We start from the raw sequence: 22,750 nt of genomic DNA, 5'->3' as shown, positions 1-22,750 counted from the left end.
GAGTTTGTGACAGGTCTAGACCAAAGCCGCCGACTTTGGAACCTTCGAAAACGCTTTCACGCCTCCAGCCCGGCGATGACGCCGGCAAGCACCGCCAGCAGTTCGCCGCTGCCGGCGGCTAGCGTGCCGTGGCGGATCACCTCGCCGGCATAGAGCGGGGCGCGGCCATGCCGGTCGAGCAACTGGCCACCAGCCTCGCGCAGGATGAGGTCGGCGGCGGCAATGTCCCAGTCATGCGCGTTCGGCTTGACGAAGGTGGCATCGAGCGAACCGTTGGCGATCATGGCAAGCCGATAGGCCAGCGAAGGACTGTAAGGCGCCCGCTTCAGCCGCCGCTGCCATTCGGCCGGCATCAAATCGATCAACTGCTTCAGTCCGGAAATCTCGGCCGTGCCGGTCAGTTCGCGAACCGTGATGCGCTTGCCGTTGCGGAAGGCGCCCTGGCCGGGCAAAGCCCAATAGGTTTCGTCCAGCGCAGGACATTCGAGCACGCCGGCGAGCGTGCGGCCCTGCTCGACGACGGCAACACTGACGCACCAGGTGCGCTGGCCCTCCAGAAAGCCGCGCGTGCCGTCGATCGGGTCGACAACGAAGGTCCGTCGCGCCGAAAGCCGCACGGGGTCGTCTACCGTCTCTTCCGACAGCCAGCCATACTCCGGTCGTGCCGCAAGCAGCGTCCGGCGCAGATAGGCGTCGGCGGCGTGGTCGGCTTCGCTGACCGGCGAAGTGCCGCCCTTCATCCAGACTTGCGGGTTTTGACCGAAGTAGCGCATCGCGATGGCACCCGCCTCGCGGGCAGCGTCGCGCAGCAGAGGCAAGTCCTGGGTGGCGCCTGCGGTGGTCAGTTCATGCTCCGGCAAGGGTCATGCCTTCAATCAGAAGCGTGGGAGCGGCAGTGCCGAAATTGCGGTCGAGATCATTCGCCGGCACCATGTTGAGGAACATGGTCTTCAGGTTCGAGGCGATGGTGACCTCCGCGACGGGATAGGCAAGCTCGCCGTTCTCGATCCAGAAGCCGGATGCGCCGCGGCTGTATTCGCCGGTGACCATGTCCACGCCCTGGCCAAACACCTCGGTGACATAGAAGCCGGTCTTGAGCGATCCGATCAGGTCCTGAGGCGAACGCTCGCCCGGCTCGATGGCGAGATTGGTGGAAGACGGCGAGACGGAGGAGCCATTGCGCGCGCCGCGCCCGTTGGTGGTGAGCCCCAGTTCCCGCGCGGCCGATGTCGATAGGAACCAATGGTTGAGCACGCCCTTCTCGACCATCAACAGCTTCTCGCCCTCGATGCCTTCGCCGTCGAACGGACGCGAAGCCTGGCCACGGCGCCTCAGCGGCTCGTCGGTGACGGTGATGGCGGCTGCGGCGACTTGCTTGCCCATCATGTCGCGCAGGAACGACGTCTTGCGCGCGACGGAAGCGCCATTGATGGCGCCGGCAAGATGGCCGGCGATGCCGCGCGCGACGCGCGGGTCGAACACCACGTCGATCGGTCCGGTCGCCGCCTTGCGCGCGCCGATGCGGCGCACGGCACGTTCGCCGGCCTTGCGGCCGATATCCTCGGGCGCATCGAGATCGGCAAAGTGCTGGCGCGAGGAAAATTCATAGTCGCGCTCCATGCCGGTGCCTTCGCCGGCAATGACACTGGTCGAGCGCGAAAAGCGCGAGGCGACATAGTGTCCGAGAAAGCCATGCGAGGTGGCCAGCACCAGTCCGCCCAATCCCGCACTGGCGTTGCTGCCGGCCGAATTGGTGACGCCCTTGACGGCAAGCGCCGCCGCCTCCGCCGCCAGAGCCGCCTCCTTCAACTGATCGGCGGATATTTCGGTGGCGTCGAACAGGTCGAGGTCGCGCGTCTGCCTGGCAAGCAGTGCCGGATCGGCCAGGCCCTGATAGGGATCCTGCGGCGACACCTTGGCCATGGCGACAGCGCGCTCGGCAAGTGCGGTGGGATCGGATGCGGCTGTTGCGGAGACGCTCGCCACTTTCTGGCCGACGAAGACGCGCAGCGAGACATCCTCGCTCTCCGACGCTTCGGTGGCTTCGACCTTGCCGAGACGCACCGACACACCGGTCGAGCGACCGCGCACGGCAACCGCATCGGCGGCATCGGCGCCCGCCTTTTTGGCAGCTTCGACCAGAGCCGTGACGCGGTCGGTCAATTTAGCTGCGTCTGGTGTATCGGTCATGCGCGAGATCCTGCTGTTGCGGCCGGCCCATGGCCGCCGCCCACCATCTATTGTTCCGGTCCGCCTTGTGCAATGGCATAGGCTTCAATCAAAATGCCGCGGCTCACGGTTCGCCGCTCGAACCGTGGCATGGAAACCCGGCCTTATATCCTGCTCGGAGCATTTTCGATGACACTCTTTCACCTCGCCTTTCCGGTCCGTGATCTCGATGAAACCCGTACTTTCTATGGCGAGGTGCTGGGTTGCGCGATCGGCCGCTCGTCGGCGACCTGGGTCGACTTCGACCTTTACGGCCACCAAATGTCGGCGCATCTGCGGCCCGCGCAAGCCGCCAGCGACGGCAAGGTCGACGGCGTCACCGTGCCGATCCCGCATTTCGGCGCCGTGCTGTTGATGGATGACTGGCAGCGCCTGGCCACGCGGCTGGACGCACGAGACGACATAGACTGGCTGGAACGGCCGATGGTCCGTTTCGAGGGGGAGCCCGGCGAACAGGCGACGCTGTTCATCCGTGATCCCTCGGGCAATGCCTTGGAATTCAAGGGCTTTCGCTCATTGGACCAGGTTTTCGCGCATTGACACGGCTTGGCCGCGGCGCGCGGGTTCAAGACCCCGCGACCGGTGTCCAGATCACGTCCTCGATTTTTTGCGCACCGGTCGCCAGCATCGCCAACCGGTCGAAGCCGAGCGCGATACCGCTGGCCTGCGGCATGACGGCAAGGGCGGCGAGGAAATCCTCATCTAGGGGATAACGCTCGCCATAGATGCGCTCTTTCTCGTCCATCTCGATGATAAAGCGCCGGCGCTGCTCGGCCGCGTCGGTCAGTTCGCCGAAGCCGTTGGCAAGCTCGACGCCGCAGCAATAGAGTTCGAAGCGCTCGGCGACGCGCGGGTCTTGCTGGCTCGGCCGGGCAAGTGCTGCCTCGGCGACCGGATATTCGCAAAGAATGGTGGCGCGGCCGATGCCAAGATTGGGTTCGATCTTCTCCACGATCACGCGGCTGAACAGATCGGCCCAGCTGTCGTCAGGCGCGGTGCGCAGGCCGGCGCGGACCAGGGCGGCGTAAAGCGCGTCGCGGTCGGTGCTGCCGTCGGCAGCGACAGTGGCCAACAGGTCGATGCCGGCATGGCGGGTGAAGGCATCCGCCACGGCCAGCCGTTCCGGCTCCGCGAAGGGATCGCAGTCACGGCCACGGAAGGCAAAGCGCATGGCGCCGGCCCTTGTCGCGGCGAGCGCCAGCAGCGCCGCACAATCCCGCATCAGGGCTTCATAGGTCTCCCCCACCCGGTACCATTCGAGCATGGTGAACTCCGGGTGATGCAAGGGGCCGCGCTCACGGTTGCGGTAGACCGGGCCGAGGCTGAAAATCCTGACTTCTCCGGCGGCAAGCAGCTTCTTGCAGGCAAATTCCGGCGAGGTGTGGAGATAAAGCGGCGAACGCGCGCCGTCCGGCCTGACCGCTTCGGTGACGAAGGCCGCCAGATGCGCCTCGTTGCCGGGCGAGACCTGCAGCGCTGCCGTTTCCACCTCGACGAAATCGTGGCGGGCGAACCAATCGCGCAAGGCGGCGGTGAGGCCGTTGCGCAGCATCAGGCGCGGGCGGCGGTCGGCATGGACATGCGGCGTCCACCAGGGCGAAGCGGCGGTCATCGACGGACAGCAGGCATGTCGGTTTGCAGGAGGGGCTGGCGGTTCGCGCCAAGATGCGCTAGGCCCCCATCCAGCGCCGCACAAGCCGGCAAACGCCAATCAACTCTTGCAGGATTTAAAACCGTGGTGAAAGTCATCGCCAGTTCGCTCCGCAAAGGCAATGTCGTCGACAAGGACGGCAAGCTTTATGTGATCCTCTTTGCCGAAAACATCCACCCAGGCAAGGGCACGCCCGTGACGCAGCTCGACATGCGCCGCATCGGCGACGGGGTGAAGGTTTCGGAGCGCTACCGCACCACCGAGCAGGTGGAGCGCGCCTATGTCGAGGAGCGCGAGCACACGTTCCTTTACGCCGACGGCGAAGGCTATCACTTCATGAACCCCGAGACCTACGACCAAGTGGCGGTTTCGGAAAGCGTGGTCGGCGACGCCGCGCCCTATCTCAAGGAAGGCATGCCGGTGCAGGTCTCGCAGTTCAACGGCGTCGCGATCGCGCTGGTGCTGCCGCAGCGCGCCACCTTCGAAGTGGTCGAAACCGAGCCGGTGACCAAGGGCCAGACGGCATCCTCCTCCTACAAGCCCGCCGTGCTCTCCAACGGCGTGCGCACAACGGTGCCGCCGCACATTTCCGCCGGCACCCGCGTGGTGGTAATGACGGCCGATGGGGCCTATGTGGAACGGGCGAAGGACTGAGGCGAGCGGCTGGCACCAAAAACTTCTCAGCCTGACCAGCATTTCGCCGGGCTCGCGACTATCTCACACTAGCCCGGCAGCCATCTCTTCGTGTTCTCCTCCTCATGGTTGTCGTCATCTCCGCACCGGATGCTGCGGTGGACGTGACAGCGATTGCTCCGAGCTGGCCGGAAACGCTCGAAGTTCGTAACATTCCACGCTCATTTGTCCTCTTCCATCCCCTCTCCTCATTGCAGCACCTTTCCTCCTCCCACCGCGCCGCGCTATTTTTCATGCAACGTGTCGCAGAAGGCTCGCGCGGTTCGTCCTCGGACGGAAGAAGGAGAACGCCATGCGAAAACTTATCGTCACCGAATTCATCAGTGTCGATGGCATTGCCGAAGTCGAGAAGCTGCCCAGCGTCACCTGGAACGACGAGATGAACAGGTTCAAGGAGGACGAGCTTGCCGACAGCGGCGCCATGCTTTTGGGGCGCACGACCTACGAGATTTTTGCCGGCTCGTGGCCCATGGAAACCGGAGATTTTGCCGACCGGTTCAATGCGCTGCCGAAGTATATCGCCTCGAACAGCCTGACGGCGCTGGACTGGAAGCCAGCCGAGCTCCTGCAGGGTCGCCTGACGGATGCCGTCAGAACGCTGAAGCAATGCAGCGGCGGCAACATTTACGTGCATGGCAGCCTCAGCGTTGCTCAGGAATTGCTGCGTCACGATCTGGTCGACCGTGTGAGGCTGCTCAGCTATCCCGGCGCCGTCGGCCAAGGCAAGCCGCTGTTTCCGCCCGGCGAGAAAGTGCCGCTCGAGCTGATTTCGGCCACGCCGTTCAGCAACGGCGTTGTGGCGCTCGAATATGCGCCGCTAGCTGCGAAATCGTAAACCGGTTAGGGGCTTTCCTTGGAATCGGGAACAGGCTCTTATCTCTTTGTTTGAATCGGATCTCACCCAGCCTTCTTCCCACGTCACCCCTTGACCGCAGCGCCTTCCCGCGCCTCCACAACCCGCTCCACCTCCCGCTTGAGCTGATCCTTGATGCCAGCCGTCTCGCTCATCAAAGCGTCGATCTTCAGAAAATCGAGCACGCGGTATTTTGATACCGATGGACGGACCAGGATGTCGGGCGGGCATTGTTTGAGCTTGTGGGCGGTGATCGACTGCATCATCAGCTGCGTGGCGCCGAACATCAGGTCGACGGAGGTCGGGCGTTTGCGGTCGACTTCCTCCGGCGCGCCGACCACGTCGACGGCGATGATGATGTCGGCGTCGTTCTCGATCAGGTCGAACGGCACGGGATTGTACATGCCGCCATCGATCAGCAGCCGGCCGTCGCGCGTCACCGGGCGGAATACGGCGGGAATGGCCGCCGAGGCGGCAAGCGCCGAATGCAAGTCACCGTCTTCCAAGACCGCGAGCTTATGGCCGAAGTAGTCGGTCGCCGTCACTTTCAGCGGGATTTTGAGTTCAGCGAAGGTTTCGGGGATGGCGTCGGGCAGGAAGGCTTTCAGGATGCGTTCGACATTGAACTGGCTGAGGCGGATGCCGCCTTGCATCGCTTCCGCGATGGTGCCCGGCCGCGCCCGCCACATGCGGCTCGCCACTTCGGCGCGGCGCCCGAGGATCGAGCGGGCATAGTCGTGGATATCCTTGCCCGTCATGCCCGAAGCCATGCCGGCGCCCATGATGGCGCCGATCGACGAGCCGGCTATCGCCACCGGCCGGATGCCGAGTTCGTCCAGCGCCTCGATGACGTGGATGTGCGCCAGCCCGCGCGCGCCGCCACCGCCGAAGGCAATGCCGAAGCTAGGCGCCATTTTGCATGGCTCCTGCCCGTGGGACCTCCGAATGACCTATTTGTGGTGGAGACCGCCGATTGTCGAAGCCGGCGCCGCCCCTCATCACCCTGCCGGGCACTTCTCCCCGTATAGTGACGGGGAGAAGGGCGCTGGCAGCGACGCTGGCGCCCCTCTTGCTACGCTGACCACTAGCGACATAGGGGCCGACGCTCATCCCTTGCCGGCTCCGGCCAGCGGAGGCCCGACGACCATGATGGTCGGCTCGGCCGAGAGCAGCTTTCTGGCCGCCGCCTTGACCTGATCGAGCGTCACCGCGTTGATGTAGCCGGCGCGGCGCTGCATGTAGTCGATGCCGAGATCGTCGAGCTGAAGCTCGACCAACGTCGCGGCGATGGCGCTGGAGGAATCCAGATTGTTGATGGCGTAGGCGCCGATCAGGTATTTCTTGGTCGCCGCGAGTTCGGCCTCGGTCGGCCCCTCTTCGGCCAGGCGCCTGACCACGTCGCGCACGATGCCGAGCGTCTCGGCCGCGCGGTCGGAGCGCGTACCGGTGGTGATGATCAGCGCATCGGCATGGTCCTGGTTCACCAGTGACGAGTTGACGCTGTAGGCCAGCCCGCGCCTTTCGCGCACTTCCTGAAACAGGCGCGAGGTGAAGGTGCCGCCGCCGAGGATTTCGTTCATCAGCACGGCGGGGAAGAAATCCACCGCCTTGCGCTTCACGCCGGGATAAGCGAGTTGCAGCGACGTTTGCGGCAGGTCGTAACCGATCTCGATATGCTGCCCCAGCAACGGCTCGATGTCCGCTACCGGGGCGAGCGTCTGGTTCTGCGGCAGATCGCCGAACACCATGTCGAGCTTCTTCTTGAGCGTTCCAGCGTCGATGGCGCCGACCACTGCAATGTGCAAGCCGCTGCGCGCGAACACCGCCTTATGCAAGGCTTTCAGGTCATCCGGCGTAATTGCCGCGACACTTTGCCTGGTGCCCTGGTCGGAGCGCGAATAGGGATGGTCGCCATAGATCGCGCGCGCCCACCGGTTCTGGGCGACCGTGTCGGGATCATTCTCGGAGGCAATGATGCCGGACAGGATCTGGGCGCGGATGCGGTCGATCGGACCCTGGTCGAAGCGCGGCTCGTTGACCGCCAGCCGCAGCAGGTCGAATGCCTCGTCGCGCTGCTCGGCCAACATACGCATGGAACCGTAGATGCCGTCGCGGCTCTCGTCGAAGCTCATTTCGCCACCGGCATCGTCGAGCTTGATCTGGAAGGCTTCCGAATCGAGAGGGCCGGCGCCTTCGTCGAACAGGCCGGTCATCAGGTTGGCGAGCCCTTCCTTCCCAGGCGGATCCTGCGTCGAGCCGCCGCCAAAGACGAAACGGATGGCGACGACCGGCACGGAATAGTCCTCCACGAGCCAGGCCGTGACCCCCTTGGACGAAGTGACGGACTGGATGTCCATGGCGCGGGCGGCAAGTGCCGGCAGGACCAGGAACACGATGGAGAGGAAGAGGGTTGCGAAAGCGCCGCGCATCGCGGCAATCGCTTCACTGTACCGGGAGAGGATGCCGGTCCACCCTCCGCAGCTGCAGCGCAGCTGCTGCGGAGGACGGGCAGTCAGGTACGGGGCAGCGCTCAATCTCGTCATCAACTCAATTCTCCGCCTTGGGTTGCGGCAACAAATAGCCCGTCGTCGACCGGGAGAGGACCAGATAGCGCGCGGCAACGGCCTTGACTTCGCCGGTCGTGACCTTGCGGATGCGCTCCGGCCATTGCTGAACATCCTGCACGTTGCCGCCGGTGGCCAGAGTCGCGCCGTAGATATTGGCCATTGACTCCTGCTTGTCGCGGGCAAAACTCATCGACCTGATATAGCGGTCCTTCGCCTTTTCGAGCTCCGCTGGGGTGACACCGTCGCTAGCGATACGCGCCACCTCCGCATCGACCGCCGCCTCGACCTCGGCCAGCTTGGCCTCGCCAACCGGGGCGCCATAGACAGTGAAATTGGTGTCGTCGAGCATCGTGCCGTCAAAAGAGGCCCCCGCACTGGAGGCGATGCCTTGCTTGACGACCAGCGCCTGGTAAAGCCGGCTGCGGTTGCCGCCGCCGAGAATCTCGGCCAACAGGTCGAGCGCTTCGGCCTCGCCTGGCTTGGCGGTGTGGTAGGACGGTACAACCCATTGCATCGAGAAATTCGGCACACTGACACGGGCGTCGGAGAGCGTGACCGTGCGCCTGGTGTTCTGCTCCGGTTCGACCGGGCGAATGCGCGACGGCAAGTCGGGCCCGCGGAGCACCTTGCCGTAGGTCTTCTCGGCCAACGCCCTGACCGTCTCCGGCTCGACATCGCCGGCCACGATCAGCACGGCGTTGTTGGGGCGATAGTATTTGTCATAGAAGGCGACCGCATCGGTGCGGTTCAATTGCTCCATTTCCTGCATCCAGCCGATGACCGGAATGCGATAGGGCTGATTTTGCCATAGCGTGGCATCGACTTCCTCTTCGAGCACGGCTTGCGGATTGTTGTCGATGCGCGATCGGCGCTCTTCGAGGATGACATCGCGCTCGGTCTTGATGACTTCGTCGGTGAGGATGAGGTTGCGCATCCGGTCGGCCTCGAAGCCCATCATCAGATCTAGTGCCGACGGCGCTACCGTCTCGTAGAAGGCGGTGTAGTCGTAGGAGGTGAAGGCGTTGTTGGAGCCGCCAATGTCGGAGACGGCGCGGTCGAATTCACCGGCCGCATGCTGGGTGGTCGCCTTGAACATCAGATGTTCGAAGAAGTGGGCGATGCCGGATTTGCCGGGAGGCTCGTCGGCGCTGCCGACCTTGTACCAAACCATGTGGGTGACGATCGGCGCGCGATGGTCTGGGATGACGACGACTTCCATGCCGTTGTCGAGCAGGAAATCCGTTATCTTGAACTCGGCCGGGACGGTATCGGGCAACACAAGGCTCTCGGCCAGCATGGGCCCGGTCATAAACAAAGCCAGTGAGGTCGCCAGCAGCGTCGTCCGCAACCATTCGGCTCTGAATGTCATCAATGGCTCCGGTTTCTTCGTGGTGGGACGATAGGCGGGGCGCCCGCGACAAGCAAAGTGAATTGTTGGTCGTTTTTGCCCCGCAAACGAGGCCGCAAAGAGGCGCGCTTGGGCAGGCCGAGACCCAAGACGCCCGCTTAGTCAGCCTTGATGAACCGGATCACCGTTTCGCCATAGCTGCGCTCGTCGAGCACCGAAAAGCCGGCACCTGGCTCGAAGGGGGCAGCGGCCACCTCCTCGACCACGCACAGCGCGCCCGGGCGCAGCCATCCGCCCGCCCTGGCCGATTGCAGGGCGCGCTCGCCAAGTCCCTTGCCATAGGGCGGGTCGGCAAAGACGAGCCCGAACGGCGCCAGCGTGCCGGCCTCGCCAAGCGCGGTAGCATCGCGGCGGAAGATCTTGGTACGCCCGGTCAGGCCGAAGGCCTCGACATTGTCGCGGATCAGGCCGCGGCCTTCGGCCGATTCCTCGATGAACACGCCATAGGACGCACCGCGCGACAGCGCTTCAAGACCGAGCGCACCAGTGCCGGCGAACAGGTCGAGCACGCGTGCGCCGTCCAGTTGCTCCGCGAAACGATGCGCCAGCACGTTGAAGACGGCTTCGCGGGTGCGATCGGTCGTTGGGCGGATGGCGCTGCTGCGCGGCGTCGCCAGCGGACGCCCGCGAAACTCACCGCCGACGATCCTCATTTCGTTCTGGGCCTCATCTCGTCCTGGGACCCTTGGGACCGTTGCGCGGCCGCTCGCCGCCCGGACGTTCGCCATGCGGCTTGCCGGCTGGTTTGCCGCCGGGCTTGCCGTAGGACGGCTTGAACGATGCCTTGCGCGCCTTGGCGTCGGCCGCCTTGGCGGCGTCGGCTTCCGCCCTGCCCTTGCCGATCGGCCGAGCGCCCGGCGCCATCCAGACATTGGCCTTGCGCTGGCCCGGCGGCTCGATCGGCCGCTGCTCGCGCTCGGATTTTTTGCCGCCGCCACGAGGCTTGTCGCCGAAGCCACCGCGGGGCTTGTCGCCAAAATTGCCGCGTGGCTTGTCACCGAAGCCGCCGCGTTCCGGCCTTGGACCGCGCTCGCCAAAGCTCTTCTCGGGCCTCTCGGCCCTGTCGGGACTTGTCGACAATTTGCCGAGCGCTTCGTCGCGGCTGCCTTCCCGGCGCTTGCGGTTCTTGATCAACCCGCCTTCGCCGATCGGCCGGCGCTCGCCGTCGCGGGTGAATTTCGGCCGCTCAGGCTCGACCTCACGCGTTTCGGTGCGCCGGACCGGCTTGTTGGAAAATGGCTTGGAAATCTCGGCGTCGAAATTGGCGCCGGATTCCTCGACCAGGCGCTCGCCGAGCTGGTCGCGCAGCACCCGGCCCTTGACCTCCAGCACATGGCCTTCGGGAAGATCCTCGAGCTGGAAGGGTCCATAGGAGATGCGGATCAGCCGCGTCACGTCGAGGCCGAGCGCGCCGAGGATGTTCCTGACCTCGCGGTTCTTGCCTTCGCGCAGGCCGATCGTCAGCCAGGCATTCGAGCCCTGCTCGCGGTCGAGGCTCGCCTCGATGGCGCCATAGAAGACGCCGTCGACCGCAATGCCCTCACGCAGGCCGGCAAGCGCGCTTTCCTCGACCTTGCCGTGGACGCGCACGCGGTAGCGGCGCAGCCAGCCGGTCGCCGGCAGTTCCAGCACGCGTGACAGGCCGCCGTCATTGGTGAGCAGCAGCAGGCCTTCGGTGTTGATGTCGAGGCGGCCGATGGTCATCAGCCGCGGCAGTTCGGCCGGCAGCACGTCGAAGACGGTCTTGCGGCCCTCGGGATCGCGGTTGGTGGTGACGACGCCGGCCGGTTTGTGGAACAGGAACAGGCGCGTGCGCTCGATCGGCGGGATTTCCATGCCGTCGAGGTGGATAATGTCGTCGGGCATCACGTTGAAGGCCGGCGAAGACAGCACCCGTCCATTGACCTTGACACGGCCGGCCGCGATCAACTCCTCGGCATCGCGGCGCGAGGCAAGGCCGGCACGCGCCAGCCGCTTGGCGATGCGTTCGCCGGCTTCTTCCGCAGCCTCCGCCGGACGCGGGCGCGGCTTGAAGCTGCCCGACGCGCCTTGCGGCCGATCGCCAAAATCACGCTTCGGCCTGTCGCCGCCAAAGTCACGCTTTGGACGATCAGCGAAGTCAGGCTTGGGGCGGTCACCGAAATCGCGCTTGGGACGATCGAAACGCCTCTCGCCACTCTCAGCCGCGGCAGGACGATCGCCGCGCGGTGCGTAGGGCTTGCGTGGACCTTCGCGCTTTTCATAGGGCTTACGCTCGCCTTCGGTCGCCATCGGCCGATCGCCGCGCGGTGCGTAGGGCTTGCGTGGACCTTCGCGCTTTTCATAGGGCTTACGCTCGCCTTCGGTCGCCATCGGCCGGTCACCGCGCGGCGCATAGGGTTTGCGCGGCCCTTCGCGCTTTTCATAGGGCTTGCGCTCGCCTTCGGTCGCCATCGGCCGATCGCCACGCGGCGCATAGGGCTTGCGTGGACCTTCGCGCTTTTCATAGGGCTTGCGCTCGCCTTCGGCCGCCATCGGCCGGTCACCGCGCGGCGCATAGGGCTTGCGCGGTCCTTCGCGCTTTTCATAGGGCTTACCCTCGGGACGGGGGCCTTTGTTGAAGGGCCGGTCGCCGCTCTTGAAATCGCGCTTCGGCCGATCGCCTTCAGCAGCCATAGGCCGGTTGCCGCGCGGCGCGTAAGGTTTTTTGGCGCCGAAGGACGGTTTGCCGCCCCGATCGCCTCGCGGAGCCGCCGGTTTCTTGCCCGGGCCTTTTTGGCGCGGAGATTTCTTGTCGTTGTCGTCCATGTGGCCTTTGTCCGTTTGCGCTGCTACAGCGTGGCGCATCCTTTCGGGCGCGCAACGAACGCTGTAGCACTTTTGATTTGGCGCATGATCTTTTCCGAAAATCGAGTCCCGACTTTCGAGGTTATGCGCTCAATAACAGGATCACCGCCGAGTGGCGAGGAGATAATGGGAATGGAAACCGCGTGAAGCGGCCGGATTTCATGGCGCTGGCGCTGGCGGAGGCCGAAGCGGCAGCCTTGCGCGGCGAAGTGCCGGTCGGGGCCGTCGTCGCCGACGGCGCCACGGTTGTTGCCAGTGCCGGCAACCGCACCCGCGAGCTTGCCGACCCGACCGCGCACGCCGAGATGCTGGCGATCCGCCAAGCCTGCCGCAAACTGTCAGCCGAGCGGCTTACCGGGCACGATCTCTATGTGACGCTGGAACCCTGCGCCATGTGCGCCGGCGCCATTTCGTTCGCCAGGCTGCGCCGTCTGTATTTCGGCGCCGCCGACGACAAGGGCGGCGCGGTGGTCAATGGCGTGCGCTTCTTCGCCTCGCCAACCTGCCACCACGCGCCGGATATCTATCCCGGCATGGGCGAGATCGAATCCGGTCTGCTGCTCAAGGAATTTTTCCGCGACCGCCGCGGCTGAACTGCACGCTGCAACCGTCGACTTGACGCGTTTTTACAGCGACGGCAGCCAGTCGAACCAGCCGCTGCCCTTCTTGCCTTCCGCCTCTTTCTTGAGACGGCGTTCTTTCTTGTACTCGTCCTCGCCAAGATCGCCCTGCGGCGCCGTGTCGGAAGCGACGCGATACTGCACTGGCGGCTCGCTGAGATATTTGCGGGTGTTCGGATCACCCTGCTTGCTGTCGGCAAGGCGGCGCTGGATTTCGGCGGCGCGACCCTTGTCGGAATCAGCTGGAGTCCAGCGTGGCGGATGGCTCGAACCCGAATCCGCCATCGCCTTCCTGACCGATTCCGGATCGGTCTGCACATCGTCGACGATCTGCGACTGGTAGTCCGGATCGTCCTGGTGGGCGGTGGCGTCGGCGCGCAGCCGAGCGCGGCGCAGTTCGGGCGATTCGGGCCATTCGGCGCTTGCCGTCTGGATGCTGTCCTGCGGGGCGGGCAAAGCCTCCTTCTGGCCGGGCGCCGGCTTTACCAGCGTCGGACGCGGCTTGTAGTCGATCTGTTCCTTGTGCTTTGGCGCAATGGAAAAGGCACCCGAGAGGTCACCGGCCAGCTGTTCGCCGGCGGTCTTGTCGGTGCCGTAGGTCGGAGAGCCGACGCAGCCGGCCAGAGCGAGGCCCGATGCGACAAGCGGCGCCAACAGCGCAAGGCGCGCGTTATATCTCTCGGTCATGCCAAAAAGTCCCACTCTAGACAGCCTCTCGATCGCCACCGGCCTTGTGTCCGGTCCCCATCGTCCAAGCACTTGCGACGGAAATCCGGCGACAATTTGTCTTCCGGAGTTTCGCGTGTTTACCTCAACCACTCGTTAAGGGCAACGCACGGGCGGATTTGCACCGCCCGGCGTGGCATTTGTGCACCGATATGCGGCACACCCGTCAAAGCCGGCCGAGCGCCTTGAGTTCATGCAGCACGGCAGCGTCGCGCGCCGAAACGTCGGGAAATGCGGGATCCTGCCCGACATCGGCGGTGTAGCGCCAGGAGCGCGCGCATTTGACCAGGCCGCGGTGCTCGGCCTTCTCGACCACCACGGCGACATCCTTGACGTCGTCGAGCGTGAAGGCGTCTTGCGGCGCCTGGCCATGGGCAATGACGAGATCGCTGGTGATCGCCATCTCGGCCATGTCGACGTCCGATATAGCCGCTTCGAGTGCCGCGTCGTTGATCGTGACGACCGGCACCGCCTCCAGCGAGGAGCCGATCACCTTCTGGGCACGCGCGATTTCCAGCGCGCCGGTGACGACGCGGCGCACCTGCCTGACCTTGCGCCATTTCTCCGCCAGCGCGTCGTTGCGCCAGTCCGCCGGGATTTCCGGAAACTGGTCGAGATGCACGGAGACAGCATCCGGATGACGGTCGAGCCAAGCCTCTTCCATGGTGAAGGGCAGCATGGGCGCCAACCACTTCACCAGGCAGTCGAAGAGATGGCGCACCACTTGAACAGAGGCCTTGCGCTTGATGCTCGACGGCGCGTCGCAGTAGAGCGCGTCCTTGCGGATGTCGAAATAGAAGGCCGACAGCTCGACCACCATGAAATCGAGCAGCGCGCGGGTGACGCGCTTGAACTCGAAGGCGTCGTAGCCCTGGCGCACCACCTCATCCAGTTCGGCCAGCCGATGCAGCATCAGCCGCTCCAGCTCCGGCATTACCGCCAGCGGCACCTCCTTGCCGTCGTCATGGGCGAGTGTGCCCAGCATCCAGCGGATTGTGTTGCGCAGTTTGCGGTAGGCGTCGATGTTGGTCTGCAGCACGTTCTTGCCGAGCCGCTGGTCTTCCCAATAGTCCGTCGTCACCACCCAAAGGCGCAGGATATCGGCACCGGACTGCTTGATCACATCCTGCGGCACGACCGTGTTGCCGAGCGATTTCGACATCTTACGCCCGTCCTCGTCCATGGTGAAGCCATGGGTGACGACGGTGTCGTAAGGCGCCCTGCCCCTGGTGCCGCAGCTTTCGAGCAGCGAGGAGTGGAACCAGCCGCGATGCTGGTCGGAGCCTTCCAGATAGACATCCGCCGGCCACTTCAGATCAGGACGGTCCTCCAGCGTGAAGACGTGCGTCGAGCCCGAATCGAACCAGACGTCGAGAATGTCCATCACCTGCTTCCACCTGGAAACATCGTGATTCCCGAGGAAACGCTCCTGGGCTCCGGCAGCGAACCAGGCGTCGGCGCCTTCCTTCTCGAAGGTCTCCGTGATGCGCTGGTTGACGGCCTCGTCCTTCAATACGTTGCCTTCCTCGTCGGCGAAGATGGCGATCGGAACGCCCCAGGCGCGCTGGCGCGACAGCACCCAGTCGGGCCGCTCCTCGATCATGGCGCGAATGCGGTTCTGACCGGCAGCCGGCACGAAACGGGTGGCGTCGATGGCCTTGAGCGCACGGCTGCGCAGCGTCGTGCCGTCGCCAAGGTCCTTGTCCATGTAGACGAACCATTGCGGCGTGTTGCGGAAGATGACGGGCTTTTTCGATCGCCAGGAATGGGGATAGCTGTGCTTCAGGCGACCACGCGCGAACAGAGCGTTGCGCTTGATCAACTCGTCGATGACCGCCTGGTTGGCGTTTCCCTTCTTGCCATTGTCGTCGATGACGCGCGCGGGCCCGTCCTCGCGGTCGGGGCCGAAGCCGGGTGCCTCCCGGGTGAAGAAGCCGGCATCGTCGACGGTGAAGGGGATCACGGTGTCGATGCCGCGCGCGCGCAGCTCGGGCGCCGCGTCCATCCACGCGTCGAAGTCCTCGCGGCCGTGGCTGGGGGCGGTGTGAACGAAACCGGTACCGGCATCGTCGGTCACGTGATCGCCCGAAATCATCGGCACCGGGAACTCGTAACCGCCGCCGAGACCCTTGAAGGGATGCGAAAGCACAAGATTTCCAAGCTGTTCGGCGCTGACGCCGTGTAGGCGGTTCAAGGTGACCTTGGCCTTGGCCTGGCTTTCCTCGGCCAAGCTGTCGGCAAAGATCAGCCTCTCACCCGGCTGCGGACCAAACGCGTTCTCGGCCGCCGTGACTTCATAGAGGCCATAGGCGACGCGCGGCGAATAGCTGACGGCGCGGTTACCCGGGATGGTCCATGGCGTCGTCGTCCAGATGACGACATGGGCGTTCAGCAGATCCAGCGACCGCCCGCTCAGGTCGGGGTTGAGCTCAGCCGGCTGTCCGTCCACGACGTTGGCGACGACGAGATTGGCCACCGGAAACTTGGCCCAGATCGTGTCCGATTCATAATCCTGGTACTCGATCTCGGCCTCGGCAAGCGCCGTGCGCTCGACGACGCTCCACATCACTGGCTTCGAGCCGCGGTAGAGCTGGCCCGACATGGCGAATTTCAACAGCTCGCCGGCGATGCGCGCCTCGGCATGGAAGGCCATCGTCGTGTATGGATTCTGGAAATCGCCGACGACGCCAAGCCGCTGGAATTCGCCGCCCTGCACCGAGATCCAGTGCGCGGCGAAATCACGGCATTCCTGACGGAATTCGTTGACCGGCACCTCGTCCTTGTTCTTGCCCTTGGCGCGATACTGCTCCTCGATCTTCCACTCGATCGGCAGGCCGTGGCAGTCCCAGCCGGGTACATAGTTGGAGTCGTAGCCGCGCATCTGGAACGAGCGCGTGATGACATCCTTGAGGATCTTGTTCAGCGCATGGCCGATATGGATGTTGCCGTTGGCGTAGGGCGGGCCGTCATGCAACACGTATTTCGTGCGGCCGGCCGCACTTTCGCGCAGCTTACGGTAGAGGTCCATGTCCTGCCAGCGCTTGACCAGCACCGGCTCCCGCTCGGGCAAGCCGGCGCGCATCGGGAAATCCGTCTGCGGCAGATATAGCGTCTTCGAATAGTCGATTGTTTCGTCGGTCATTGGTCTGCCATGTCGTGCCCGGCCAGACGGCCCGCGGCGTTGAAGTCATCGCTTTGACGCATGTCGTTTTCCCAAAACCGGGGCCACCTTTGGGCGATATGCATTATGATGTGGAAAAGCGCGAGAGGCCGCGCGCAAGATTCCCGGCGGTTCCAGCGGCGCTCAGGCCGCCCGAAACACCGGGCCGGTAATTCGTATCGCAATGGCGACGGGACGCGAAAAGCTCGTCATTGGAGGGCTTTTAGCGGAGATATGCGCAGGAATAAAGCGTCTCTCGTTCGATTCGCCTACATGGCGAAGTCGAAACGGTAGGTGGTCGACACGCCGACCATGAACTGGTTGCGGTCGCCGCGCTCCCTGACCAGGCTGGAGTCGGCCGCCGGACCTTCCAGCCGCGAATATTCACCGAACAGGCTGGCGGTCATCGGCTCGGTCACCTTCCAAGTCACCGCTCCACCCAGGCCGACGGATTTCAGGCCGCCGCCGGGATTGTACTGGCTCAGCCCCGAGGCCACGGCTTCCTGCGCGTTGACGCCGTAGTAGGCGTCGAAATAGCCGGCCGAGGCAAACGATACGCGCGGCCCGCCAGAAATCCTGACGGTTGGCGTCACATCATAGAAGGCGTCGGCGGCGATATCGGCGACGAAGCCGTTATGAGCGCGGATGCCGTGCCGCAGTTCGGCACGCGCACGTATCCAGTCCGTCGGATAGAATTCGAAGAAGCCGCCCACCTCGCCGCCCCAGCGGACCGGATCGAGGCCCTTGAGCTCGTCGGCATCGCCGTCGTCGCGCGAGAACAGGAACTTGCCGGCCAGGCCAGCGCGAACGCCGTCATCGTCGACAAGCGCCAGCGAGATGTTGTCGTTGCGCGAGGTGAAACGGGCCGCGGGGCCGGCCTTGCCCAGCGAAATGATCGGCGAGGCGCTGAGCAGATACTGTCTGCCGCCCTCGAAATTGGGCGCCACCATGCCGGTGGCACCTACAGTCAGATACCAGTCGCCAGACAGCCAACCGAAAGCGCCCTCACCGGCCTCGGCCGCACCTGAAGCAGCCAGCATGACGATAGCCAAGGCTGCAGAAATCTTTCCGACCGGACTCATGGTTACTCCACTAACACGATGCAACTGTCGTTCAGCGACAGCTTTGAAGAGGTTTTGGTAAAATTTGATTTAAGGACGAGACATCCGGCTCGCATTGCTTGAACCATCGGGCCCGCGTTCGGCTGGACGCGGATCGGCGCCGGGGCTAAGTTGCCGCACCCCTGTGGTCCTCGATGGAGGTGGCGACATGAGCTTGCGCGGCGAGACCCTGAAGAACGCGATTGGCCAGACGCAAGCAAAGTGGGGATGGTTTGTCGGTCTGGGCGTGTTGCTGCTTGTTCTCGGTGGGATCGCCTTCGGCAATCTGTTCATCGCCACCGTGGCTTCCGTGTATGTCGTGGGCTGGCTGATGCTGGTGGCCGGCATCATCGAAATCATGCATGCATTCGGCGTCAGGACCTGGGGCCGCTTCTTCTATTGGCTGCTGAGCGGATTGCTTTATGCGGTCGCCGGATTTTTTGCTTTCGACAACCCGCTGCTGGCTTCGGCGGTGCTGACCTTCCTGCTGGCCGTAGCACTCGTCGCTTCCGGTGTGCTGCGCGCCTGGGTCGGCTATAGCCACCGCCCGGAACGCGGCTGGGGATGGATCGTCGTCGCCGGCATCATCAGCGTGCTTGCGGGGTTGATCATCGCCATGGGTTGGCCGGTCAACAGCTTATGGGTGCTCGGGCTTTTCCTGGCGATCGACCTGATCTTCCAGGGTTGGAGCTTTATCGCCGTCGGCCTGGCACTGAAAAAATAGTTTCTTGCCCGGGCATGATCTTGTCCGAGAACCGGTTCCCACTTTCCGCTGACGCGGAGCTTTGGTTCGGGATCATGCCTTAAAAAGCGATGGCCGCGTCGAGCTGCGAAAGCGGCTTCACGCCGGCCAGCAGCGCCTTGGCCTCGGCTTCGTCTCGCTTCATCTGTGCGACCAGCGCATCGAGCCCGTCGAACTTGATCTCGCTGCGCAGGAAGCCGAAGAACGACACCCGGCAAATCTCGCCATAGAGATCGCCGGAAAAATCGAAGACGAAGGTTTCCAGAAGCGGCGCGCCATTGTCATCGACGGTCGGGCGGCGGCCGAAACTGGCGACGCCGTCATGCAGCGTGCCGTCGGCGCGGCGAAAGCGGACGGCATAGATCCCTTCCTTGAGGGCGGCTTCCGCTGGAAGCCTCATATTGGCTGTCGGAAAGCCGAGCGTTCGCCCGAGCTGCTGGCCGCCCATCACTTCGCTTTCGACGGTAAAGCGATAGCCGAGCAGGCCGGCGGCTTCGGCCACCTCGCCGACGCTGAGCAATTCGCGAATACGGCTCGACGAAACCACTTCGGCACCCTCGTCGCGAAAAGCGTCGACGAGCGTGACGCCGAAGCCATGGCGTTCGCCTGCCGCCATGAGATAGGCGGGCCCTCCCTGGCGGTCCTTGCCGAAATGGAAATCGAACCCGGTCACGGCATGGGTAATGCCAAGCGTCCTCTCCAGCACATCGGTCACGAAAGCTTCCGCCGACAGCGAGGCGAACTCGCGTGTGAACGGCTGCTCGACAAGGGCGGCAAAGCCCAGCAACGACAGGAGCTGCGCCTTCATCGGCGGCGGCGTCAGCACGAACAGCGGCATATCGGGCCGAAAGACCTTTCGCGGGTGCGGTTCGAAGGTCAGCACCAGGGCCGGCACGCCACGCCGCACTGCCTCGGCCAATGCCCGTTCGAGCACGGCCTGGTGGCCACGATGGACGCCGTCGAAATTGCCGATCGCGACAACGCCGCCGCGTAGGCTGGAGGGCAGCGGTGCGATGGCCGAAAGGTGCTGGAAGGCTTCCATCGTCACCTACTGGAGTCTGGGAATGACGGCCACCGGACGATAGCCGTGCCGTTCCAGAAAGGCCCCGAGCCGCGCCAGGTCCGGTTGCAAAGCATCGCCATAGTCGCGGGCATGTATGCCACCCGAGACATAGAGAACGTCGAATCCATTATCGGCGGCGCCCTTCACGTCAGTCATGATGCCGTCGCCGATGGCCAGCACTTGCGAACGCTCGAGCGGCCGCCCAAGGCTCTCGGCAACTTCCTTCATCGCGAGTTCATAGACGGGGGCGTATGGCTTTCCGGCGATGAGCGTGCGGCCGCCGAGTTGGGCATAGTCACGCGCCAAGGCCCCGGCGCACCAGATGATCCGTTCCCCGCGCTCGACCACGATGTCGGGATTGGCGCAGATGAAGGGCAGGTTCCTGGCCCGCAGCCGCCGCAGCAGCTCGGCATAGTCCTCCGGCTTCTCAATCTCGTCATTGAACAGCCCGGTGCAAACGACGCCGGCTGCCTCGAACTCCTCGACTAGCTCGACGTCGAGGCCGTCATACAGGGTCAAATCGCGATCGGCGCCGATGTGGAAGATCTTTCGCGGACCTTCCGCGATCAGCTCGCGCGTCACGTCGCCCGAGGTCACCACACGGTCGTAGGCCGATGGCGGAACGCCGATCGCGCTCATCTGAGCCACGACATCGGCGCTGCGGCGCGGCGAATTGGTGATAAGCACCACGGGAATGCCGGCCGCCCGTGCCGCCGCCAGCGCGGATGCGGCGGCCGGGAAATGCCATTCGCCATTGTGCACCACGCCCCAGACGTCGCAAAAAATTGCCGAATAGGCGTTCGACACGTCTGCGAGCGAGCCGATGATTTCAGGCGAATCCGCCATGCCGTTTCCTTCGATCATGATCGTTGCGAGTGCCGCCGCCGACGCTTCGCCGCAGCCGGTCCGAATTATCCGAACCGGCCCACGCTGTCACCAGCTTTCACCCGCCTGCACCGGACATCCACCACCGTTCACGGGTTGGTTAACGAGCTTTGAAAGTACAGCCTGACCTTGGATATGATCCAGAAACCTGAAATTTAACGATTTATGACACCCTCCCCCGCTGATTATCGATTTGGCGGGGGCAGCTGTGACAATGATCCGAAGATTCGGAAGCGACCGGCGTGGCAATTATGCGCTGATGACCGTGCTCGCCATGGTGCCGCTGATGGGCGCCGTGGCGATCGGCGTCGACTATACGGAAATGGTGCATGAGCGGCAGAGCGCCTTGAACGCCCTGGACGCCGCCGGCATCGCCACCGCCCGGCAGATCGTTGCCGGCGCCAGTGATGCCGATGCCGTGGCCTATGCCAAGAATTTCTTCGAGGCCAATCTCTCGCATATCGATCCAGCCAACACCACGCTGTCCGTGACGCTGCCCAACAACAACACCGGCGGCGGAACACTGAAGCTTTGCGGCACCCTAACCTATAAGCCCTATTTCGAGCCGGCGGCGAGATTGCTGCTCGGCGGCAGCGGCGGCACCACCGACGTCGCGTTCAACACATGTTCCGAAGTGCGTCTGAAGGACACGCTGGAAGTGTCCCTGGTGCTCGACAATTCGGGCTCCATGACGGAACTCGGCAAGGGCTCGAACAAGGTGCGGTTCGACCTCCTCAAGGACGCCGCCAAGCAGTTGGTCGACCAGTTGGCCGGCCAGGCCCAGCAGATGAAGCAGATCACTAAGCCGGTCCAATTCAGCCTCGTCCCCTTCGCCGCCTCGGTGAATGTCGGCGCGGCCAATGCCTCTGCGGCATGGATGGACACGACCGGTATCTCGCCGATCCATCACGAGAATTTCGACTGGACGAACACCATGACCCAGCTGAAATCTCCCTGGGGATCGACCAAATATGCAGAGAATATCGCCGGCGTTTGGTACGCGAAGGGCACCGGTTGGGATGCGACCCAGAAGGACCGGCCGCTGACGCGGTTCTCGGTCTACAACCAGATGAAGCGCGTTGTGACGGTAAGTTCGACGACGACATGTATCGGCTCCGGCAGGAACCAGACTTGCACGACAACGACGACACCATCAACCTATGGCAGCGTTGCGTCCTGGGGTGGATGCGTCGAGTCCCGTCCTTACCCCTACAACATCCAAGATACGGCTGCTTCGGCCGGAACACCCGCAACCCTATTCGTGCCGATGTTCGCGCCCGATGAAACCGACCTTACCGACAGCAGTAGCCGTCCCGCCAACAATAATTGGCATACGGACGTTCCGGCGGGCATACTCGTGCCGCCGGTCACGAGTGCGGAACGCCAGCGCTACATGCCGAAATATTTCGCCGATCCGGGCACCACCGTTACTTCGGGCTTTGGCATGGACGCCGGCCCTAACACCAGCTGCAGCACGACGGCGATCACACCGCTCACCGATGTTTCCACGACAGCCGGGGCAACCACGGTCAAGACAGCAATCGACGCCATGGCCGCTGATGGCGCCACCAACGTGCCGGAAGGAATGTCGTGGGGCTGGAGAACACTCTCCAGCACCGCTCCCTTTACCGACGGCCGGCCCGAGACGGAGAAAGGCAACGACAAGGTTCTGATCGTGCTGACCGATGGCGCGAACACCTATTACACGCCAACGTCGGTGACGGCGCAGAGCTACTCTGGAACCTACTGGAATTCTGGTGGCAACGACCTGGCCGGCAGCAAGGCCATCTACTCGGCTCTCGGCTACGTCGTGCCTTTCAGCAACGGCTACAGCTATGGCCGGATCTTCCTTGGCACCAGCGGCAACGTCAACAAGACCGACTATTCCAATGCCAACTACACAAAAGCGGTGAACGAGCATTTCACCACGCTTTGCAATAACGCAAAAGCCGCTGGCGTCATGGTGATGACGATCGCACTCGACCTGGACACGAGCAACGCGGCCGAAAAAACGCAGATCGATGCGCTGAAAGCCTGCTCATCCGATTCGCGCGTCACCAAGGATCCGACCGACTCGACCAAGCCTATGAAATTGTTCTGGAATTCGACCGGAGCGACGCTGTCCAATGATTTCAAGACGATCGGCAACGAATTGTCCAACCTGCGCATCGTCAGCTGATCGACAAATTCTGAACGCCCCGCCCCGGGGGCGTTCAGTTTGAACGAC

The 22,750-nt window shown here is 63.9% G+C and carries 19 protein-coding genes; 6 read left to right on the top strand and 13 right to left on the bottom strand.

Annotated elements, in window-relative coordinates; translation table 11 throughout:
* Positions 1 to 56: 56 nt before the first annotated feature.
* On the bottom strand, positions 57 to 860 hold the full coding sequence (locus NKI49_RS02485) for a 3'(2'),5'-bisphosphate nucleotidase CysQ (protein ID WP_352598505.1): 804 nt from the start codon (positions 858 to 860) through the stop codon (positions 57 to 59).
* A complete protein-coding gene (locus NKI49_RS02480; RefSeq protein WP_352598506.1) occupies positions 847 to 2,190 on the bottom strand; it encodes a TldD/PmbA family protein in 1,344 nt (447 codons plus the stop codon). Before NKI49_RS02480 ends, NKI49_RS02485 begins: the two co-directional genes overlap by 14 nt.
* A 168-nt stretch (positions 2,191 to 2,358) precedes the next feature.
* On the opposite strand from NKI49_RS02480, the gene NKI49_RS02475 reads away from it, so the two are divergent.
* Complete coding sequence (locus NKI49_RS02475; RefSeq protein ID WP_352598507.1) at positions 2,359 to 2,769, top strand: VOC family protein; 411 nt, start codon at positions 2,359 to 2,361, stop codon at positions 2,767 to 2,769.
* 25 nt (positions 2,770 to 2,794) lie between these two features.
* Here the strand turns inward: NKI49_RS02475 and epmA are convergent, their stop codons facing one another.
* On the bottom strand, positions 2,795 to 3,841 hold the full coding sequence (epmA, locus tag NKI49_RS02470; protein ID WP_352598508.1) for an EF-P lysine aminoacylase EpmA: 1,047 nt from the start codon (positions 3,839 to 3,841) through the stop codon (positions 2,795 to 2,797).
* 123 nt (positions 3,842 to 3,964) lie between these two features.
* Here epmA and efp point away from each other — a divergent pair, with 123 nt between their 5' ends.
* Both efp and NKI49_RS02460 read left to right on the top strand, forming a co-directional pair.
* Positions 3,965 to 4,534 (top strand): elongation factor P, encoded by a 570-nt coding sequence (gene efp / locus NKI49_RS02465; RefSeq protein WP_027027854.1) that lies wholly within the window; start codon positions 3,965 to 3,967, stop codon positions 4,532 to 4,534.
* A gap of 331 nt (positions 4,535 to 4,865) precedes the next feature.
* Positions 4,866 to 5,408, top strand: a complete 543-nt coding sequence (locus NKI49_RS02460; protein WP_352598509.1) for a dihydrofolate reductase family protein — start codon at positions 4,866 to 4,868, stop codon at positions 5,406 to 5,408.
* Between the two features lie 83 nt (positions 5,409 to 5,491).
* On the opposite strand, the gene NKI49_RS02455 is transcribed toward NKI49_RS02460, so the two are convergent.
* From NKI49_RS02455 to NKI49_RS02435, 5 genes are all read right to left on the bottom strand, one after another.
* Complete coding sequence (locus NKI49_RS02455) at positions 5,492 to 6,340, bottom strand: patatin-like phospholipase family protein (RefSeq protein WP_352598510.1); 849 nt, start codon at positions 6,338 to 6,340, stop codon at positions 5,492 to 5,494.
* Between the two features lie 192 nt (positions 6,341 to 6,532).
* Positions 6,533 to 7,855 (bottom strand): M16 family metallopeptidase, encoded by a 1,323-nt coding sequence (locus NKI49_RS02450; RefSeq protein WP_352598511.1) that lies wholly within the window; start codon positions 7,853 to 7,855, stop codon positions 6,533 to 6,535.
* A gap of 118 nt (positions 7,856 to 7,973) precedes the next feature.
* Positions 7,974 to 9,362 (bottom strand): M16 family metallopeptidase, encoded by a 1,389-nt coding sequence (locus NKI49_RS02445; RefSeq protein ID WP_352598512.1) that lies wholly within the window; start codon positions 9,360 to 9,362, stop codon positions 7,974 to 7,976.
* Positions 9,363 to 9,499: 137 nt separating this feature from the next.
* Entirely contained in the window at positions 9,500 to 10,054 is a 555-nt protein-coding gene (rsmD, locus tag NKI49_RS02440; protein ID WP_352598513.1) for a 16S rRNA (guanine(966)-N(2))-methyltransferase RsmD, read from the bottom strand.
* Positions 10,055 to 10,067: 13 nt separating this feature from the next.
* Positions 10,068 to 12,188: a pseudouridine synthase gene (locus NKI49_RS02435; protein ID WP_352695518.1), complete on the bottom strand. Its 2,121-nt coding sequence runs from the start codon at positions 12,186 to 12,188 to the stop codon at positions 10,068 to 10,070.
* Positions 12,189 to 12,370: 182 nt separating this feature from the next.
* Between NKI49_RS02435 and NKI49_RS02430 the strand changes: the two genes are divergently transcribed.
* The gene (locus tag NKI49_RS02430) at positions 12,371 to 12,820 is read left to right on the top strand and encodes a nucleoside deaminase (protein ID WP_352598515.1); all 450 of its coding nucleotides are present in this window, start codon (positions 12,371 to 12,373) and stop codon (positions 12,818 to 12,820) included.
* Positions 12,821 to 12,853: 33 nt separating this feature from the next.
* On the opposite strand, the gene NKI49_RS02425 is transcribed toward NKI49_RS02430, so the two are convergent.
* The 3 genes from NKI49_RS02425 to NKI49_RS02415 form a co-directional block, all read right to left on the bottom strand.
* On the bottom strand, positions 12,854 to 13,534 hold the full coding sequence (locus NKI49_RS02425; RefSeq protein WP_352598516.1) for a hypothetical protein: 681 nt from the start codon (positions 13,532 to 13,534) through the stop codon (positions 12,854 to 12,856).
* Positions 13,535 to 13,739: 205 nt separating this feature from the next.
* Entirely contained in the window at positions 13,740 to 16,715 is a 2,976-nt protein-coding gene (gene ileS / locus NKI49_RS02420) for an isoleucine--tRNA ligase (protein ID WP_352598517.1), read from the bottom strand.
* Between the two features lie 287 nt (positions 16,716 to 17,002).
* Entirely contained in the window at positions 17,003 to 17,815 is an 813-nt protein-coding gene (locus NKI49_RS02415) for a MipA/OmpV family protein (protein WP_352598518.1), read from the bottom strand.
* A 187-nt stretch (positions 17,816 to 18,002) separates the two neighbouring features.
* On the opposite strand from NKI49_RS02415, the gene NKI49_RS02410 reads away from it, so the two are divergent.
* Entirely contained in the window at positions 18,003 to 18,557 is a 555-nt protein-coding gene (locus tag NKI49_RS02410) for an HdeD family acid-resistance protein (RefSeq protein ID WP_352598519.1), read from the top strand.
* A 79-nt stretch (positions 18,558 to 18,636) separates the two neighbouring features.
* Here NKI49_RS02410 and NKI49_RS02405 read toward each other — a convergent pair whose 3' ends face one another.
* Both NKI49_RS02405 and NKI49_RS02400 read right to left on the bottom strand, forming a co-directional pair.
* Positions 18,637 to 19,617 carry a bifunctional riboflavin kinase/FAD synthetase gene (locus NKI49_RS02405; RefSeq protein WP_352598655.1) on the bottom strand — a complete coding sequence of 327 codons (981 nt, stop codon included), beginning with the start codon at positions 19,615 to 19,617 and terminating at the stop codon, positions 18,637 to 18,639.
* A gap of 6 nt (positions 19,618 to 19,623) precedes the next feature.
* Complete coding sequence (locus NKI49_RS02400) at positions 19,624 to 20,484, bottom strand: TIGR01459 family HAD-type hydrolase (RefSeq protein ID WP_352598520.1); 861 nt, start codon at positions 20,482 to 20,484, stop codon at positions 19,624 to 19,626.
* 253 nt (positions 20,485 to 20,737) lie between these two features.
* Here NKI49_RS02400 and NKI49_RS02395 point away from each other — a divergent pair, with 253 nt between their 5' ends.
* Positions 20,738 to 22,702 carry a TadE/TadG family type IV pilus assembly protein gene (locus NKI49_RS02395; RefSeq protein ID WP_352598521.1) on the top strand — a complete coding sequence of 655 codons (1,965 nt, stop codon included), beginning with the start codon at positions 20,738 to 20,740 and terminating at the stop codon, positions 22,700 to 22,702.
* Positions 22,703 to 22,750: the final 48 nt, after the last annotated feature.

It is taken from the genome of Mesorhizobium sp. M0587, assembly GCF_040320945.1.
Lineage (GTDB): Bacteria > Pseudomonadota > Alphaproteobacteria > Rhizobiales > Rhizobiaceae > Mesorhizobium.
This window is presented reverse-complemented; position numbering and strand designations above follow the sequence as displayed.